Below are 16,463 nucleotides of genomic sequence, written 5' to 3'. Positions count from 1 at the left end.
TTAAATTATTGTTGCGTTAAATTATTTAACTGAATTGTTTTCTCATTCAGCAATTTTTGGGTGTCGATGAGTTTGTTTTGAATATCTAAACTTTGGTTGATCAAAATGGACCATTCCAGATAATTGATTTCACCTTCATAATACAATCGGTTTGCGGTTTTCATAATCGTTTCTGCATTTTTTAAACCTTTGGATTTGTAATAATCTGTTTCACTTTTTAGTTTTTCATATTCACCGAAAAGTGTTGCGTATTGATTTTTTAAATTTCTGGAACCGAGTTCATAATTGTTTTCCGCGATGAGTTGGTTGATTTTCTGTCCTTCAATCAATGATTTCTGCGCTCCATTAAAAAGTGGAATTCCAACGCCAATCATTCCGGAATGAAAACGAGCTGATCTTTCATAAAACTTGTCATCTGCGCCAGTTCCGTACATGCTGGAATTATTATACCCAATATTAAAGGTCGGCAAAAGTTTGGATTTTTCTGCATTTAATTTGGCCAGTTCTATCGCTTTCTGCTGTTCCAGTTGCTTTAAAACTATGGGATTTCCAGCATAATTCAGATCTTGAGTCGGACCATTCATTTCATAGAAATTTGAATTTTCGTTTGAATACATTGTTTCATCATTGATCAGATAATTGAACTGATAAAGGGAAACTTCACGGTCTTTCTTCAGATTTGCCAACTGAATTTCAGCCTGACTTCTGTAATTTTCTGCCGTGGTTTTTTCCAGAATATTACTTTCTCCTTTTTTCAATCTGAGTTCAGCGCGTTTGTAATAATTGGTATAAATGGAATCGGCTCTCAATAGCAATTTTTCTTTTTCCGTCTGATAATTGAGTTCATTGTAAATCAAAGCGATCTCGCGTTTCAATTGCCATTTTTGAAGATCTAAATTCAGCATGGAGTTTTTCCATTCTTCCATTAAAACCTGTTTCTGACTGTTGTAAAAACCAGGTAATCTGAAAGTTTGATTGACTGAAAATTTAGTATCCGTATAAGCGGAAACGAATTGACCGATTTCTCCGGAAACGTTCAGCGGATCGATTACGGCAGAAGATTTTTTGATCTTGTCTTGGTAATCAATTCGAAGTTGTCCGTTTTTTAAATTGAGATTATTTTTAAAGGCTTTTTCGTAAGCCGATTCGAGTGAAATCGGCGTTTGTGCTTTCAGTTGAATTGCTATCACTACTGAAAATGTTATAATTATTTTTATAATTTGTTTCATTTTTAAATTCTTTAAATGATTTTTTTACCGCAAAAGAGGCAAAAGTTTTATTTTTTTTAAGTCAGTCAAAAGTTTGCAAAAAGTGCGTAAACCTTTATTTTTATCTGACTTTTTATTTTATCTAAAATCTGCAGCCCGACTTGAGCGGAGCTCTTTTTTATTGGTGGCTGAGCTTGTCGAAGCCACCAATAAAAAAAAGCGGGAGCCCTTCGACAAGCTCAGGATAAACTCAGGCGGAAATGTCTGCCCAAATCATTATTTTACTCATCGTAACCATCTTCTTCGGCACTTATTTCTACAATTTTTTTACGTCGGTCTGGGAAATGTTCTTCGAACCAAATGTAAATTAGGGGCAACAAATAGAGCGTGAGGAACGTGGCCAAGAGCAATCCGCCGATGACGACTGTTGCTAAAGGTCTTTGAACTTCTGCGCCTTCGCCTTGACTTAAAGCCATTGGTAAAAAGCCGAGTGAGGCGACTAAAGCGGTCATTAAAACCGGACGTAATCTGGTTCTTCCACCGATTTTTACGACGTCTTTTAAATCGGAATGATGCAATTTCTGACGGTTAAATTCGGCGATTAATACGATTCCATTTAATACGGCAACTCCGAAAAGTGCGATGAAACCGACACCGGCGGAAATACTGAAATTCATTCCGCGAATCCAGAGCGACATAATTCCGCCAATCATTGAAAGTGGAATTGCGGAGAAAATGAGCAAGCCATATTTCACGGAATTAAAGGCGAAATAGAGCATCAATAAAATCAGCAATAAACTGATGGGAACTGCGATCATTAAACGGGATTTCGCGTGTTGAAGGTTTTCAAATGTTCCGCCGTAAGAAATGGAATATCCGGGTGGAAGTTTGAAATATTTTTCGACGACTTTCTGTAAATCTTCTACGGTCGACTGAATATCGCGGTTTCTGACATTGAACCCAACGATGATTCTGCGTTGTGCGTTTTCACGTTGAATTTGATTGACGCTTTCTTTGAGTTCAACACTTGCAACGGTGCTTAACGGAATTTCAGTTCCTAAAGGTGTAGAAATTAACAGATTGTTGACGTCCTCAACATTCTTTCTTTGCTCACCATCTAAACGAACGACGAGATCGAATTTCTTTTCGCCTTCGAAAACAGAACCTGTAGATTGTCCGGCAAATGCAGTGTTGACAATATTATTGACATCTTCGACATTTAAACCGAACTGCGAAAGCGCTTCTCTTTTGTAAGAAATCACGATTTGTGGCATTCCTGAAATTGGTTCTACGTAAATATTTTGAGCGCCATCAATTTTCTTAGAAATCTCACCTAACTTTTCAGCATACACTTTTAAAGTATCCAGATCTTCACCGTAAATTTTACAAACAACGTCTTGTCTTGCTCCTGTCATTAATTCGTTAAAACGCATGGCAACTGGATATTGGAAAGAATAGGTAACGCCGACGAGATTTTTCTTTAATTCAGCGGACATCTTTTCCGATAACTCATTATAAGTTTTAGCAGAAGTCCATTCTTTGCGAGGTTTCAGAATGATCATCATGTCACTTGCATCGATCGGCATTGGATCGGTTGGGATTTCACTGCTTCCGGTTTTTCCGACAATTTTTTCGATTTCCGGGAATTTCTTCATTAAAATTTTTGAAGATTTCTGAACCGCATCAGTAGAGGTTTTCAAATTACTTCCGGGTAAAACTCGGGTATCGACAGCAAAATCTCCTTCGGGCAGCGAGGGAATAAATTCTCCACCCAATCTTGACATCACAAACAAAGAGATTAAAAATAATCCGACAACGCTGAAGAAAACCAAGTTCGGAATCTTTAAAACGAAATTTAAAGTTCGATGGTAAAAGGCTTCAAACTTTGCCATCATTTTATCTGAAAAGTTTTTCTTTAGATTTATTTTTTTAGATAAAAACAAAGAACTCATCATTGGAATGTACGTCAGCGAAAGGATAAAGGCACCGAGTAAAGCGAAGATTACAGTTTGTGCCATTGGCTTAAACATTTTTCCTTCAATTCCTTGTAACGTTAAAATTGGCAGGTATACAATCAGGATAATAATTTGACCGAAAACCGCTGAATTCATCATGGTACTGGAGGAAGTATAAACTTCGCGATCCATAAATTCCTGGGAAATTTTCTTGTCCTGAAACTTTGTTAAATGTTTAAACCGATGCAGAATTGCTTCGACAATAATCACGGCTCCATCGACAATCAAACCAAAATCCAACGCGCCTAAACTCATTAAGTTTCCAGAAACACCGAAAATATTCATCATGATAATGGCGAAAAGCATTGCCAAAGGAATGACGGATGCAACCAAAAGTCCCGCACGGAAATTTCCAAGAAATAAAACCAAGACGAAGATTACAATTAAAGCACCTTCCAATAAGTTTTTACTTACCGTACTGATGGCATTATTCACCATTTTTGTTCGGTCCAGAAACGCATCTATTTTCACTCCTTCCGGAAGTGTTTTTTGAATTTCAGCGATTCTATCTTTAACATCTTTGATGACTTCATTGGAGTTTGCTCCTTTCATCATCATCACGACGGCACCGGCAACTTCGCCTTCGCCGTTGTAAGTCATTGCACCATAACGGATGGCTTTTCCGTATTGAACTTTACCAATATTTTTAATGAGAATTGGAGTTCCATCAGCCAAATTTTTAACCACTGTGTTTTCAATGTCCGGAATTTGATTCATCAAACCTTCCGTTCTGATAAACAAAACGCTGGGTCCTTTTTCAATATAAGCACCACCGGTATTTTGATTGTTCTTTTGCAAAGCATCAAAAACTTCGGTGATGGTAACGCCCATTGATTTTAAAATAGCGGGATTTACGGCAACTTCATATTGTTTTAAATAGCCACCAAAACTGGCGACATCAGCGACTCCAGGCGTTCCGAGCAATTGTCGGCGGACAATCCAATCTTGAATCGTTCGTAATTCCATGGGATTGTATCGGTGTTCGTACCCTTTTTTCGGACGAACCACATATTGATAAATTTCCCCTAAACCTGTAGAAATTGGTGCCATTTGCGGAACTCCTAAATTGGTGGGAATATCTTTTGAAACTTGTTGAAGCCGCTCCGCAACTTGTTGACGAGCGACCATTAAATCGATATCGTCTTTAAACACAATGGTAATTACAGATAAACCAAAGCGCGAAAAACTTCGCATTTCTTTGATTCCCTGAATATTATAATTGATCTGTTCTAAAGGAAAGGTAATAAACCGTTCGACATCCGGCGCACCCAAACTTGGTGAAACGGTGATGATCTGAACCTGATTATCTGTGATATCAGGAACTGCATCGATCGGTAGATTTCTGAGTTCGAACAGTCCATAAATAATTAAACCAAGCGTCATCAAAATGATGATCAGTTTATTTTTTATAGAAAATTCTATAATTTTATTAAGCATATTATTTCTTTAAGAAGTTACCAGATAAACTCTGATAACATTATTAATCATCATGTTTATCACTTTTGGAAGCCGGACCATTGCCTTCAAAATTTCGATAGTCGAAGTCTTGGCCAGTTCTGATCTCGTTGTGTTTAATTTCACCACCGGTTGTTCCCACTTTTTGAGCAAAGAAGAGACAAACAATTGCGAGAATTCCGACCACAAACGGCGCATATTTCGATATGACTGAATTTCTGAAACTGGCAATGAGAGCAACCATAGAGATTGCTCCCAAAACGTAAGTTAAGGCTGCAAATATTTCAGAGACTTCTTCATGTTTTTTTATCAGATTTTCAGAAAGACCTGCAATTTTTGTTGCAGAATTTTCAGCACCTTCACCTGTTCCCATTGCGGCCATTGAAGTAAAGGCTCCGAGAATAAAAATGAAGTAGGCGTTTCGTTTGGTAACTTCGGATTTACTGAAAATTCCGATGAGGAGTATTATAATTCCTACGATAGGAAATATAATTGGCAAATGGTTGACCACCAAATGCAAATGTAATTCGTCCATTTTTTTGAATCTAAAATTTAAATTTAGTCTAGGATAAAACCAGTTAGAATCGAAAGATTCGACCTGATTTTACACGGGAAAATTTTAAATTAAATTTTAGGAGGTTCCCAGATTTTTTGAAATACAGAAGGATAGAATTTTTCCGAATAAGAAAAACTTGAAGAAACATCAACATATATAGATTGATGTTGCAAAGTAAAAGTTGTTTTTTCTGGTGGAATATTTAAAACGATTGAAATGCTGGATAAATCATGAGTTTTGAAAGGCAATTTCATATCCTGATCATAATCTTTATCTATTTTTTGCTCGTCGAGGTAATGCATTTTTAAAAATGCAAAAACAGAAATATCAGGATTCTCAATTTTATGAGAAATGTAGTGCTCAATGAGATTCGGTAATTTCGCAACTTGTCTCATCTCACAAAAAGAAGCGAGATAAGTAACAATCATAAAATAAACCAACCATTTTTTCACATTACAAATTTAAGGAAAATTGCCCACGGAAGATAATATATTGAAGATTTGGAATCAATCCAAATAAATATCATGTTTATTTCCATTAAAATATTTAAAAACAAAATGACTTTAAAAATGAAAAACTACTGCAAAACATTTAAATTTAACGAGAATTTCTACGTTCTTTTCTTCCCTAAAAATTTACTAAATTTGCACTCTTAAAATAGCAAGAAAAATGCAGTTATCAGAACAGGAAATCATTAGAAGAGAAAAGTTACAAACCCTAGAAAAAATGGGTATTAATGCTTTTCCGGCCGAAGAATATAAAATTACAGAAACGTCTAAAACAATAAAGGAGAATTTTACTGAAGGTAAAAAAGTAACTATTGCAGGTCGTTTGATGAGCCGTAGAATTCAAGGGAAAGCAAGTTTTGCTGAACTTCAGGATTCTGAGGGTAAAATTCAGGTTTATTTTAACCGTGATGAAATCTGTATTGGTGAAGATAAAACCCTTTATAATGAAGTGTACAAACACCTTTTAGACATCGGTGATATCATCGGAATTGAAGGAACATTATTTAACACTCAAGTTGGTGAAATGACCGTCAAAGTGGAAAGTTTCAAAATTCTAACTAAATCTTTACGTCCGCTTCCGTTACCGAAAGTTGATGCTGACGGAAATACTTTTGATGCTTTCAATGATCCGGAACTTCGATATAGACAACGTTATGTAGATTTAATCGTAAATCCGCAAGTAAAAGAAGTCTTCATTAAAAGAACAAAACTGTTCAATGCGATGAGAACCTACTTTAATACTGCAGGTTATTTTGAAGTTGAAACTCCCATTTTACAGGCGATTCCAGGTGGTGCCGCAGCAAAACCTTTTATCACGCATCACAACGCTTTAGACATTCCATTATATTTAAGAATTGCCAACGAATTATATCTAAAACGATTGATCGTAGGTGGATTTGACGGTGTTTATGAATTCTCGAAAAACTTTAGAAATGAAGGAATGGACCGAACTCATAACCCAGAATTTACGGCGATGGAAATTTACGTTGCCTACAAAGATTATAACTGGATGATGGATTTCACTGAGAAATTGTTGGAATTTTCTGCAATTCAAGTGAACGGATCTACGGATTCAACTTTCGGTGAACAAACCATTAACTGGAAAGCGCCATATCCGAGAGTTTCGATGACGGAATCAATTCAACATTTTACCGGATTTGATATCACGGGAAAATCAGAACAGGAATTGTTCGATTTTGCAAGATCAATCGGAGTTGAAGTGGATGAAACAATGGGTAAAGGAAAATTAATTGATGAAATTTTTGGTGAGAAATGTGAAGGAAATTATATCCAACCGACTTTCATTACGGACTACCCTATTGAAATGTCACCTTTAACAAAGAAACACAGAAGCAAAGAAGGTTTAACAGAACGTTTTGAATTAATGGTTTGTGGAAAAGAAATCGCAAATGCTTATTCGGAATTAAATGATCCCATCGACCAAAGAGAGCGTTTTGAAGCACAATTAAAACTGGCTGAGAAAGGTGATGATGAAGCAGGACAATTTATTGATGAAGATTTCTTGAGAGCCTTGGAATACGGAATGCCGCCAACTTCAGGATTAGGAATCGGTATGGACCGTTTGATTATGTTTTTAACGAACAATCCATCTATTCAAGAAGTATTATTCTTCCCACAAATGAAACCTGAAAAAGCAACACCAACTTTTGAACTGGATGAAGACGAAAAATTGGTTTTGGAAATTTTGAATTCTTCAGAAGAACCAATGACATTGGGACTTGTAAAAGTAAAATCTAACCTGTCTGGAAAGAAATGGGACAAAGCTACCAAGAACTTAACAAAATACAATTTAGTAAAAGTAGAGAAGATTGACGATGTCGTTTTGATGAAAACAATCTAGTTTAAACAAAATAAATTACCAAAAGCGAGCTGTTATAGTTCGCTTTTTTATTTTTAAGTTCTATATATTCACTCGCGTTTCGTCAATTAAACCATCTATCAGTCTTATATTCATGAGGGAAAATCAGTATAAAAATAATGATGTAAATTTGATGTTACAATATAAAAACACCCAAAAAATTACATTATGAAAAGAAATGCAACAGCCATTTGGCAAGGTTCAGGCAAAGATGGAAAAGGAAATTTAACCACTCAAAGCACGACTTTGAACCAAACACAATATTCTTACAGCTCTCGTTTTGAAGAAGGTGTAGGAACAAATCCCGAAGAATTAATCGCTGCAGCCCATGCCGGTTGTTTCGCGATGGCTTTATCTTTCAAAATCGATGAAGCCGGTTTTAAAGCTGAAAATTTAGAAACTAAGTGCGTCATAAATTTAGATCCAAAAGAAGGAAAAATAACGGAATCAATGTTGACTTTGATGGCAAAAGTTCCAGGAATTTCTAAAGAAAAATTTGATATATTAGTTGCTGATGCAGAAAAAAACTGTCCGATTTCTAAATTGTTGAATACCGAAATCAAAGTTGAAGCAACTTTAGTTTAACAAGAAAATAAAAGTTAATATCTATTTAAAAATCCTCATCATTTTGAGGATTTTTTTATGGAAAAACACTCCAATTTTATGACTTCGTTAACTTTCATATTCGGACCAAATTCAGTATCTTTGTTAGCCTTTTGAAATAGAGAATCAACTCTCTGTTTCTCAGCAAAATTTTAATTTAAATATATTAAAATGTCGAAGCTCAATTGCTTTGATGAATAATAAAAATATGAGCCAAAAAGAATATACCGCGAGTAGCATACAAGCACTGGAAGGGATGGAACACGTGAGAATGCGTCCATCAATGTACATTGGTGATGTTGGATTAAGAGGTCTGCATCATTTAGTATATGAAGTAATCGACAACTCTATTGATGAAGCCTTAGCAGGACATTGTGACATGATTTCTGTAATCATTCACAAAGGCGAGTCAATTTCTGTAAAAGATAATGGTCGTGGTATTCCGGTTGATTTTCACGAGAAAGAGCAAAAATCTGCTCTTGAGGTAGTAATGACCAAGATTGGTGCTGGTGGAAAATTCGACAAAGATTCTTATAAAGTTTCTGGTGGATTACACGGTGTTGGGGTTTCTTGTGTGAATGCACTTTCTAATTCGCTGATCGCGACTGTTTATAAAGATGGTAAAGTTTACCAACAAAAATATTCCAAAGGAAAAGCGTTGGCAGATGTAGAAGAAATTGGAACAACTACGGAAAGAGGAACAGAAGTTTTCTTTCAGCCCGATGATACCATTTTCCAGGAATTGATTTATAACTATGATACTTTAGCGAGCAGACTTCGAGAACTTTCTTATTTGAATAAAGGGATTACAATCACTTTAACAGATGAAAGATTTGTGGATGAAGAAGGCGTTGAAAAACATGATACTTTCCACTCTGAAGGCGGTTTGAAGGAGTTTGTTGAATATATCGACGGAAACCGTGAAAGCATTATGAATAATGTCATCTTCATGGAAGGTGAAAAAGACAGTATTCCAGTAGAAGTTGCGATGAGATACAACACTTCTTACACAGAAAATCTACACTCTTACGTTAATAATATTAATACTCATGAAGGTGGAACTCACCTTGCAGGTTTCAGAAGAGCACTGACAAGAACGCTGAAGAAATTTGCGGATGAATTAGGACTTCCGGCCAAAGAAAAAGTAGAAGTTACCGGAGATGATTTCCGTGAAGGTTTAACTGCGGTGATTTCTGTAAAAGTAATGGAACCTCAGTTTGAAGGACAAACCAAAACGAAATTAGGAAACTCAGAAGTTTCTGGTGCGGTTGATAAAATCGTAGGAGAAATGCTTTCTAATTTCTTGGAAGAAAATCCGAACGAAGCAAAATTAATCGTTCAAAAAGTTGTTCTTGCAGCAAAAGCAAGACAGGCAGCGAAAAAAGCAAGAGAGCTTGTTCAGCGTAAATCCCCAATGGGAGGAAGTGGACTTCCAGGAAAACTTTCTGACTGTTCTTCTAAAGACCCGGCAATTTCCGAACTATTCTTAGTCGAGGGAGATTCGGCAGGTGGAACAGCTAAGCAAGGTCGTGACCGTCATTTCCAAGCAATCCTTCCTTTACGTGGTAAAATTTTGAATGTTGAGAAATCAATGCTTCATAAAGTGTACGACAACGAAGAGATTAAAAATATTTATACTGCTCTCGGAGTTTCTGTAGGAACTGAAGAAGACAGCAAAGCGTTGAATATTGCTAAATTGAGATATCATAAAATTGTGATTATGTGTGATGCCGATATTGACGGTGCTCACATTGCCACTTTAATTATGACGTTTTTCTTTAGATACATGAAGGAGCTCATCGAGAATGGATATATTTATATTGCACAACCTCCTTTGTATTTACTGAAAAAAGGAAATAAAAAAGTTTATGCTTATAATGAAAAAGAGCGTGAAGAAATCACTTTGGAAATGTCTCCAGATGGAAAAGGTGTTGAAGTTCAGCGTTACAAAGGTCTTGGGGAAATGAACCCAGAACAACTTTGGGATACGACTCTTAATCCAGAAAAAAGAATGCTAAAGCAAATTGCGATTGAAAATCTGGCAGAAGCAGATAATGTATTTTCTATGTTAATGGGTGACGAAGTGCCACCAAGAAGAGCATTCATTGAGAAAAATGCAATCTATGCAAAAATCGATGTTTAATTATATCTAAAAATTTAGTAAAAAGCTGTTCAATGATTTGAGCAGCTTTTTTTATGATATTAATAGAACTAACTGTCATTATCTAAGAATTTAATTTATTTGCTAAAATAATATGATATATTTGATAAACTAAAAACGATACTATTATGATGACTTTATTACAAATGAATCCTTATGAGGGAATGAATTCCGGAGATGCGACTGGTGCATTTGCCATGGGATTAGGGATGATGATTTTCTTTTTGATTTTCTATGTATTTTATTCATTCTGTCTTTACAAGATTTTTCAAAAAGCAGGAAGAGAAGATGCTTGGGCAGCATTTATTCCCATTTATAACACGATTGTATTACTTGATATTGTTAAAAAACCCATTTGGTGGTTTATTCTTTTGTTGATTCCATTTGTTAATATTATTTTTTCAATTATCATAGCAGATCGCTTATCGAAGTTTTTCGGCAAAGATATTTTAATGACGATACTTTTGGTCGTATTATCATTTATAGGTTTACCACTGCTCGCTTTCGGTGACGCTGTTTACAACCCGAATGCTTTGCCTGATGACAGGAAATAATATTTATTAAAACTTTATATAAAAAACCGTCCATTTGGCGGTTTTTTTGAATACTCTAGTTTTACTAAATTCAACAACATTAATAATTTTACTAAATTTCAGCATGAAAAATTTCTTAGCCTTATCAATCCTATTTTCAATCGCATTCGTCAGTTGCGACAAAACCAAAACTTCCGCAGAAAGTTTAAAAGATAAAGGCGAACAAATCACCAAAGCCGATCACTTCTCGGCTGATTCAATTAAAGTGAATGATTCTTTAAAAATTGATAAAAATCTAACGCTTCATTTTCAGTCCAAAATATTAGCCTTTCCGACTATTAAAAATAAAGCGCTTTTAGATTCCATTTATGCACCAAAGAAGATTCACTTAGCTGATTATTCCAAAACCAATCTTACCGCAGCCTTAGATCAAAAGAAGCAAGAATTCTTTGACGAAGAAAAAGAAAGCTTGAAAGATTATAAACCAGAATTTGCACAAAACTGGGATAATAATTCGCACATGAAAGTATTCTCAAAGGAGAACGACTTTTTGACGATTCAATATACTGGTGATGGTTATACCGGCGGCGCACATGGATATTATTATGAAAACTACAAAGTTTTTGATCTTAAAAACAACAAAACCGTTCACTTAGAAGATATCGTTTCCAACCAAGATTCTAAAATCTGGAATCCTATCTTAATGGATAATTTCACCCAAAACGATGGCGACAAAGGACAAGTAGAAATGCTTTTGGTGAATGAAATTCCGCTCAATAATAACTTTTATTTTGATAAGGAGTATTTATATTTCCTTTATAACCAATACGAAATTACAGCGTATGCTGCCGGCACCGTTTTAATTAAAATTCCACTTTCTGATATCAAACCACTTTTGGCAGATGAATTCATTCGTCGTCAAGGTTTATAATAATTTTCAAGAAAGCAGTTTTAATCAACTGCTTTTCTCTATTTTTGCCAACTATGGAAAACGTTGCCTTTATCATCAATCCTTTCTCTGCAAAGAAAAACTATCAGCCATTTCTTGATTCGCTAAAAAAAGCGGTGAGAAATCCTAATTTCTATATTTCAGAATCAATCGAAGGAACTGAAAATTTCATTCAACAAAACTTTTATAAAACTGATGTATTTGTAGCAGTAGGCGGCGATGGAACTATTTCTTCTGTAGCCAAAAGATTGATTAATACCGGCAAAATTCTGGCGATTTTCCCAGCAGGTTCTGGGAATGGATTTTCAAATGAAAACAATTTTTCTAAAAATTTAGAAGAACTTTTAGATAAAATTAAAGCTAAGAAATGGCGAGAAATTGACACTTTCAAAGTTAACGATAAACTGTCCATCAACGTTTCAGGAACAGGTTTTGACGGAAAAGTAGTGAAGCAATTTGAAAAAACAAGTCGAGGTTTTAAAAACTATATTCAAGTATCGATAAAGACTTTCTTTAGTTATAAACCGATTAAGGTGAAATTTTCCTCAGAAGAGTTTAAGAAACACGACGGCGAATATTTAATGTTAAACGTTGCAAATACTCGTCAGTTCGGAAACAACGCGTATATCGCACCTCACGCAAGTACGATCGACGGCTTGGCAGAAATTGTTTTAGTAAAGAAATTTCCGTTGTATTACGGAGCTCTTTTCGCTGCTCGTATGTTTTCTAAAAGTTTAAAAGAAGATCAGTACGTCACTTACCTTTCTGTTCCGGAAATCGAATTTACAGTTGATACCCAAGACTGGCATTTGGACGGAGAATACAATGAAATCGACTCTCCTATTCATATTAAAGTTTTGCCCAAAAGCTTAAAAATTCTTATTTAAAGTTTTTAAAATAACAGATTTAAAAATCCTGTTCCTGTAATCCTTTTTTATAAGTTTCCAAAGCTCTCAATCTGGCAAATTTGTGTTCAACAATCGGTTGTGGATAATCTTTTGTTCCGAATTCTTTGACCCATTTTTTAATATATTTAAATTCAGGATCGAATTTCTTCTGCTGTTCTTCTGGGTTAAAAACTCTAAAGTAAGGCGCGGAATCACAACCTGTTCCTGCACTCCACTGCCAGTTTCCATTATTCGCAGATAAATCGTAATCCAATAATTTTTCAGCAAAATAAGCTTCACCGATTCGCCAATGCATTAAAAGATGTTTGGTGAAAAAACTCGCGCAAACCATTCGAACTCTATTGTGCATCAATCCAGTTTCGTTGAGTTCCCGCATTCCTGCATCAACAATCGGATATCCAGTTTTTCCTTCCTGCCATTTTTTCAAAAGTTCTTCGTCATATAACCACGAAATATTATCGTATTTACGCTTAAAAGATTCATTGACGACCTTTGGAAAATGATAGAGAATCTGCATGAAAAACTCTCTCCAAATCAATTCTTTCAAATAAGTTTCATTCAACTTTGTTGCTTCAGCAGCCAATTTCCGAACAGAGATTGTACCAAAACGAAGATGAACGCTCATTTCAGAAGTTGGTGTTGTTGGAAAATTTCGGGTTTCGTGATAAGTCTTTAAAATTTCACGATTAATTTTAGGAGCAACAAATTTGTAATCCGTTTTTATGAACCCAATTTTTCCTAAAGAAATTTCCTGTTTTTCAACATCAATTAAATGATGAAGGAGTTTCTCACTTGGATAAGACTCCTCTTCTTCATCACTAAACTTTTTTAGCCATTGCTTTGAATACGGCGTATAGATCGTATAAGGTGTTCCATCAGATTTTAAAATATCATCTTTATGAAAATGAACCTGATCTTTAAAAGACTGAAATCCAATATTTTTTTGACTTAAGAAATCTGAAATTTCCTGATCTCTTTTGATGGCAGAAGGTTCATAATCTTCATTACAGAAAACGTTTTCTATGTCATAATTTTCAGTAAGTTCTTTAAAAACATCTAAAGGTTTACCATAAAGAATCCTAATCGATTTCCCAGATTTCTCTAAAAACTGATTTAGAATCTGCAAAACCTGAACAATAAAATCAACTCGTCGATCTTCTTTATTTTCAAGTTTCGAAAGAATTTCGGTGTCGAAAATAAAAATAGGCAGAACGTTTTCAGAAGATTCTAAAGCTTTAAATAATCCGTGATTATCAGCCAATCTTAAATCTCTTCGAAACCAAAAAATTGAAATTTTATTAGTCATAATCAACCATTTGAAGAATCTTTACTAATTCTTCATTTTTAAAATTGGTATAAACGGTATGGTGAAAAGTGTTGAGTTTTTTCAAATAAATCAGCAAGTTTTCTTTTTCTTCCTCATTCAATTTTCCACACATAATTTTAGAAACGATTGTAATATCTTTCATCGATTCCAGGAAAACGGTTTTCCCTTTTTCCGTCACAGAAATCCGCGTACTTCTTTTATCATTTAAATCAGGACTTTCGACTAAAAGACCATTTTTAACCAATCTTTTTATAATCTCAATACCTGTTTGTTTTTCGTGTGCGTTTTTTTCGATCAGCTGCATTTTGGTCAGCGACGAATAATCCATCATTCTAAAAAGATAGGTAAAATCTTCATTCACCAAATTAGGATTATTCTCCAAAGATTTACGAATCAACTGTTTAGAATATCTTCCAAGCATAATGACCTGCTTCGCAATTTCGTTTTCAAGATCATTAACTTTCAAATCAAACTTCTCGGTTAAATTTCTGGGTGTTTCATTTTCGTAGGCTTTCTCATTCAGATACATTCTGAAATCCTCCAAACTCTTTTGACTTCCCGGCTGAAGTTTTTGAAAAGAATCCAGTTCTTTTAATATCTCAATAATTAAATTTAATTCCATTTTTTTCTACAGTTTTATATTTCCTAAACCACCATCAATTCCTATAATTTGTCCCGTCATCCAAGAGCTTTTATCTGAAAGCAGAAACTCGACCATGTTGGCGCTATCTTCCGGCAGACCTACTCTTTGCAAAGGATGTCTTTTTGCTGACGCTATTCTTTTTTCCTCTGTTGAAAGAAGTTGCGCCGCTAAAGAAGTATCAGAAAGCGATGGCGCAATTACATTAACCCGAATATTTGATATCGCTAATTCCGCCGCCAAACTCTTTGCAAAACCTTCAATCGCACCTTTACTTGCAGCAATTGATGTATGAAAAGGCATTCCTACTTTTACCGCAACGGTTGAAAAAAGAACGATACTCGCCGATTTCGATTTCTTTAAAGCTGGCAAACATTTCATAATAATTCTTACCGCACCCATAAAATTCTTATTAAAATCTGCCAAAAAATCTGCTTCTGACAAACGATTAAATGGTTTCAAATTAATCGATCCCGGACAAAAAACAACGCCGTGCAATTCGTCGGGCAAAGATACTTCACTTAGATCATCCGTAGAAACATCTAACTGAAAAAAGTGAGTTCCTAAACTTTCTAATTCGGGTGTCGAGTTCCTGGAAATCGTGAAGAGGTTTTCATCTTTTAAAAGTTCTGCAGATTTCAATCCAATTCCTTTTCCGGCGCCGACAATCAGTATATTTCTCATGGTGATAATCGTTATTTATGGTTTATTCTTTTTACATTTTTCACTACAATACTTTACTTGCTCCCAATCTTTTTCCCACTTTTTACGCCAGGAAAAACTTCGGTTACAAACCGGACAAATCTTTGTTGGAAAATGTTCCTTTTTAACATTTTTCATTAGAAGTAAAAAGTAAAGTTACGGCTTTGCATACGGTAATTGCTCTATAAATTCACTGGTATAATAAGCATCTAAACCGCCGCTTAAAAGTAAATCAGTTGGTTTTACCAATCCATCTTCTGCTAATCTACTTTTGGGAATATGCACACATTCGATACTTCCAATAATCATTTTGGTATTATTTATTTCGATGTCTAAAACCTGCTGCAGTTTCATTTCAACTTTAATTTCTGCTTCTTCTACAAAGGGAGAAAAGCAATTTTCTACATATTCCGGTGTTAAACCTACAGCAGCAAACTCAGAAACTTCTTTCGGATAGCGCGCCGAAGTTTGATGCGCTTGTTTCACAAAATCCTTATGAATAAAATTGATCGTATAACTTCCGGTTTCTCTGATGTTTTCTAAAGTATCTCGTTCCACAGAATCCGGTCTTGAAATTAAACCAAACAAGGGCGGACGTGCTCCCAAATGAATCAATGAACTGAAAATCGATAAGTTCTCCTGGCCGCTTTTCGACTTGGTTCCAATTAAAACAACTTGCCGAATTCCCGCCAACGAATTAATCAACATGGTTCTGAACAATTTTTCACTTTCCAGAATTTCCTGATGATTGATTGTCAATATTGTTTCTTCGTTCTGCATCTTATCTTTTGCTAATTTTATTTCCAGAAATCGTTCTTTGTCTCGTACATTTAAATCTTTCGATTTCACCATTTCTTTTATGCAAATGCTTTTGACTCACGCCCGAATTTACGCGGGCCCGCCACAAATTGAAAGAACTTCTTTTCAACTCCTTTCTCATTAAAGCAATCACGTCTTTTTCTGCCAAATCAAATTGGTAAGTAATCGCTTCAAAAGGAGTACGGTCTTCCCACGCCAT

General features: G+C 35.2%; 16 protein-coding genes. 6 read left to right on the top strand and 10 right to left on the bottom strand.

The features are described from left to right. Positions 1-5: 5 nt before the first annotated feature. The 4 genes from Q73A0000_RS02385 to Q73A0000_RS02370 all read right to left on the bottom strand — a co-directional run bounded on the left by Q73A0000_RS02385 (position 6) and on the right by Q73A0000_RS02370 (position 5,686). Positions 6-1,229: a TolC family protein gene (locus Q73A0000_RS02385; protein WP_193812497.1), complete on the bottom strand. Its 1,224-nt coding sequence runs from the start codon at positions 1,227-1,229 to the stop codon at positions 6-8. Positions 1,230-1,489: 260 nt separating this feature from the next. Continuing rightward, positions 1,490-4,660, bottom strand: coding sequence for an efflux RND transporter permease subunit (locus tag Q73A0000_RS02380; protein ID WP_193812496.1), 3,171 nt, complete (start codon positions 4,658-4,660; stop codon positions 1,490-1,492). A 43-nt stretch (positions 4,661-4,703) separates the two neighbouring features. Further along, complete coding sequence (locus Q73A0000_RS02375; RefSeq protein ID WP_193812495.1) at positions 4,704-5,213, bottom strand: hypothetical protein; 510 nt, start codon at positions 5,211-5,213, stop codon at positions 4,704-4,706. An 89-nt stretch (positions 5,214-5,302) separates the two neighbouring features. Beyond that, complete coding sequence (locus Q73A0000_RS02370) at positions 5,303-5,686, bottom strand: hypothetical protein (RefSeq protein ID WP_193812494.1); 384 nt, start codon at positions 5,684-5,686, stop codon at positions 5,303-5,305. Between the two features lie 217 nt (positions 5,687-5,903). On the opposite strand from Q73A0000_RS02370, the gene lysS reads away from it, so the two are divergent. The 6 genes from lysS to Q73A0000_RS02340 all read left to right on the top strand — a co-directional run bounded on the left by lysS (position 5,904) and on the right by Q73A0000_RS02340 (position 12,755). Further along, positions 5,904-7,604: a lysine--tRNA ligase gene (gene lysS / locus Q73A0000_RS02365; RefSeq protein WP_193812493.1), complete on the top strand. Its 1,701-nt coding sequence runs from the start codon at positions 5,904-5,906 to the stop codon at positions 7,602-7,604. Between the two features lie 186 nt (positions 7,605-7,790). After that, the gene (locus Q73A0000_RS02360) at positions 7,791-8,207 is read left to right on the top strand and encodes an OsmC family protein (protein WP_193812492.1); all 417 of its coding nucleotides are present in this window, start codon (positions 7,791-7,793) and stop codon (positions 8,205-8,207) included. 226 nt (positions 8,208-8,433) lie between these two features. After that, positions 8,434-10,368 carry a DNA topoisomerase (ATP-hydrolyzing) subunit B gene (gyrB, locus tag Q73A0000_RS02355; protein WP_193812491.1) on the top strand — a complete coding sequence of 645 codons (1,935 nt, stop codon included), beginning with the start codon at positions 8,434-8,436 and terminating at the stop codon, positions 10,366-10,368. 146 nt (positions 10,369-10,514) lie between these two features. Next, positions 10,515-10,940 carry a DUF5684 domain-containing protein gene (locus Q73A0000_RS02350; protein WP_193812490.1) on the top strand — a complete coding sequence of 142 codons (426 nt, stop codon included), beginning with the start codon at positions 10,515-10,517 and terminating at the stop codon, positions 10,938-10,940. 103 nt (positions 10,941-11,043) lie between these two features. Continuing rightward, the gene (locus tag Q73A0000_RS02345; protein WP_193812489.1) at positions 11,044-11,850 is read left to right on the top strand and encodes an RsiV family protein; all 807 of its coding nucleotides are present in this window, start codon (positions 11,044-11,046) and stop codon (positions 11,848-11,850) included. A gap of 53 nt (positions 11,851-11,903) precedes the next feature. Continuing rightward, on the top strand, positions 11,904-12,755 hold the full coding sequence (locus Q73A0000_RS02340; protein ID WP_193812488.1) for a diacylglycerol/lipid kinase family protein: 852 nt from the start codon (positions 11,904-11,906) through the stop codon (positions 12,753-12,755). 19 nt (positions 12,756-12,774) lie between these two features. Here the strand turns inward: Q73A0000_RS02340 and Q73A0000_RS02335 are convergent, their stop codons facing one another. Genes Q73A0000_RS02335 through Q73A0000_RS02310 form a run of 6 tightly spaced genes read right to left on the bottom strand, consistent with a single transcriptional unit; the run spans position 12,775 to position 16,463 of the window. Then, positions 12,775-14,082, bottom strand: a complete 1,308-nt coding sequence (locus Q73A0000_RS02335) for a cryptochrome/photolyase family protein (protein WP_193812487.1) — start codon at positions 14,080-14,082, stop codon at positions 12,775-12,777. Beyond that, positions 14,075-14,725 carry a MarR family winged helix-turn-helix transcriptional regulator gene (locus Q73A0000_RS02330; RefSeq protein WP_193812486.1) on the bottom strand — a complete coding sequence of 217 codons (651 nt, stop codon included), beginning with the start codon at positions 14,723-14,725 and terminating at the stop codon, positions 14,075-14,077. The genes Q73A0000_RS02335 and Q73A0000_RS02330 overlap by 8 nt, the downstream gene beginning before the upstream one ends. 6 nt (positions 14,726-14,731) lie before the next feature. Continuing rightward, a complete protein-coding gene (locus Q73A0000_RS02325; protein ID WP_193812485.1) occupies positions 14,732-15,427 on the bottom strand; it encodes an SDR family NAD(P)-dependent oxidoreductase in 696 nt (231 codons plus the stop codon). Between the two features lie 15 nt (positions 15,428-15,442). Next, entirely contained in the window at positions 15,443-15,583 is a 141-nt protein-coding gene (locus Q73A0000_RS02320; RefSeq protein WP_193812484.1) for a DUF2256 domain-containing protein, read from the bottom strand. An 18-nt stretch (positions 15,584-15,601) separates the two neighbouring features. Then, positions 15,602-16,297, bottom strand: coding sequence for a flavin reductase family protein (locus Q73A0000_RS02315; RefSeq protein WP_208458798.1), 696 nt, complete (start codon positions 16,295-16,297; stop codon positions 15,602-15,604). Further along, entirely contained in the window at positions 16,227-16,463 is a 237-nt protein-coding gene (locus Q73A0000_RS02310) for a TIGR03643 family protein (protein WP_193813631.1), read from the bottom strand. The genes Q73A0000_RS02315 and Q73A0000_RS02310 overlap by 71 nt, the downstream gene beginning before the upstream one ends.

Source organism: Kaistella flava (ex Peng et al. 2021) (genome assembly GCF_015191005.1).
Classification (GTDB): domain Bacteria; phylum Bacteroidota; class Bacteroidia; order Flavobacteriales; family Weeksellaceae; genus Kaistella; species Kaistella flava.
This window is presented reverse-complemented; position numbering and strand designations above follow the sequence as displayed.

Coding starts and splice junctions, on each gene's coding strand:
- Q73A0000_RS02385 (WP_193812497.1), bottom strand. CDS start 1,229: ATGAAACAAATTATAAAAATAATTATAACATTTTCAGTAGTGATAGCA.
- Q73A0000_RS02380 (WP_193812496.1), bottom strand. CDS start 4,660: ATGCTTAATAAAATTATAGAATTTTCTATAAAAAATAAACTGATCATC.
- Q73A0000_RS02375 (WP_193812495.1), bottom strand. CDS start 5,213: ATGGACGAATTACATTTGCATTTGGTGGTCAACCATTTGCCAATTATA.
- lysS (WP_193812493.1), top strand. CDS start 5,904: ATGCAGTTATCAGAACAGGAAATCATTAGAAGAGAAAAGTTACAAACC.
- Q73A0000_RS02360 (WP_193812492.1), top strand. CDS start 7,791: ATGAAAAGAAATGCAACAGCCATTTGGCAAGGTTCAGGCAAAGATGGA.
- gyrB (WP_193812491.1), top strand. CDS start 8,434: ATGAGCCAAAAAGAATATACCGCGAGTAGCATACAAGCACTGGAAGGG.
- Q73A0000_RS02350 (WP_193812490.1), top strand. CDS start 10,515: ATGATGACTTTATTACAAATGAATCCTTATGAGGGAATGAATTCCGGA.
- Q73A0000_RS02345 (WP_193812489.1), top strand. CDS start 11,044: ATGAAAAATTTCTTAGCCTTATCAATCCTATTTTCAATCGCATTCGTC.
- Q73A0000_RS02340 (WP_193812488.1), top strand. CDS start 11,904: ATGGAAAACGTTGCCTTTATCATCAATCCTTTCTCTGCAAAGAAAAAC.
- Q73A0000_RS02335 (WP_193812487.1), bottom strand. CDS start 14,082: ATGACTAATAAAATTTCAATTTTTTGGTTTCGAAGAGATTTAAGATTG.
- Q73A0000_RS02330 (WP_193812486.1), bottom strand. CDS start 14,725: ATGGAATTAAATTTAATTATTGAGATATTAAAAGAACTGGATTCTTTT.
- Q73A0000_RS02325 (WP_193812485.1), bottom strand. CDS start 15,427: ATGAGAAATATACTGATTGTCGGCGCCGGAAAAGGAATTGGATTGAAA.
- Q73A0000_RS02320 (WP_193812484.1), bottom strand. CDS start 15,583: ATGAAAAATGTTAAAAAGGAACATTTTCCAACAAAGATTTGTCCGGTT.
- Q73A0000_RS02315 (WP_208458798.1), bottom strand. CDS start 16,297: ATGGTGAAATCGAAAGATTTAAATGTACGAGACAAAGAACGATTTCTG.
- Q73A0000_RS02310 (WP_193813631.1), bottom strand. CDS start 16,463: ATGGCGTGGGAAGACCGTACTCCTTTTGAAGCGATTACTTACCAATTT.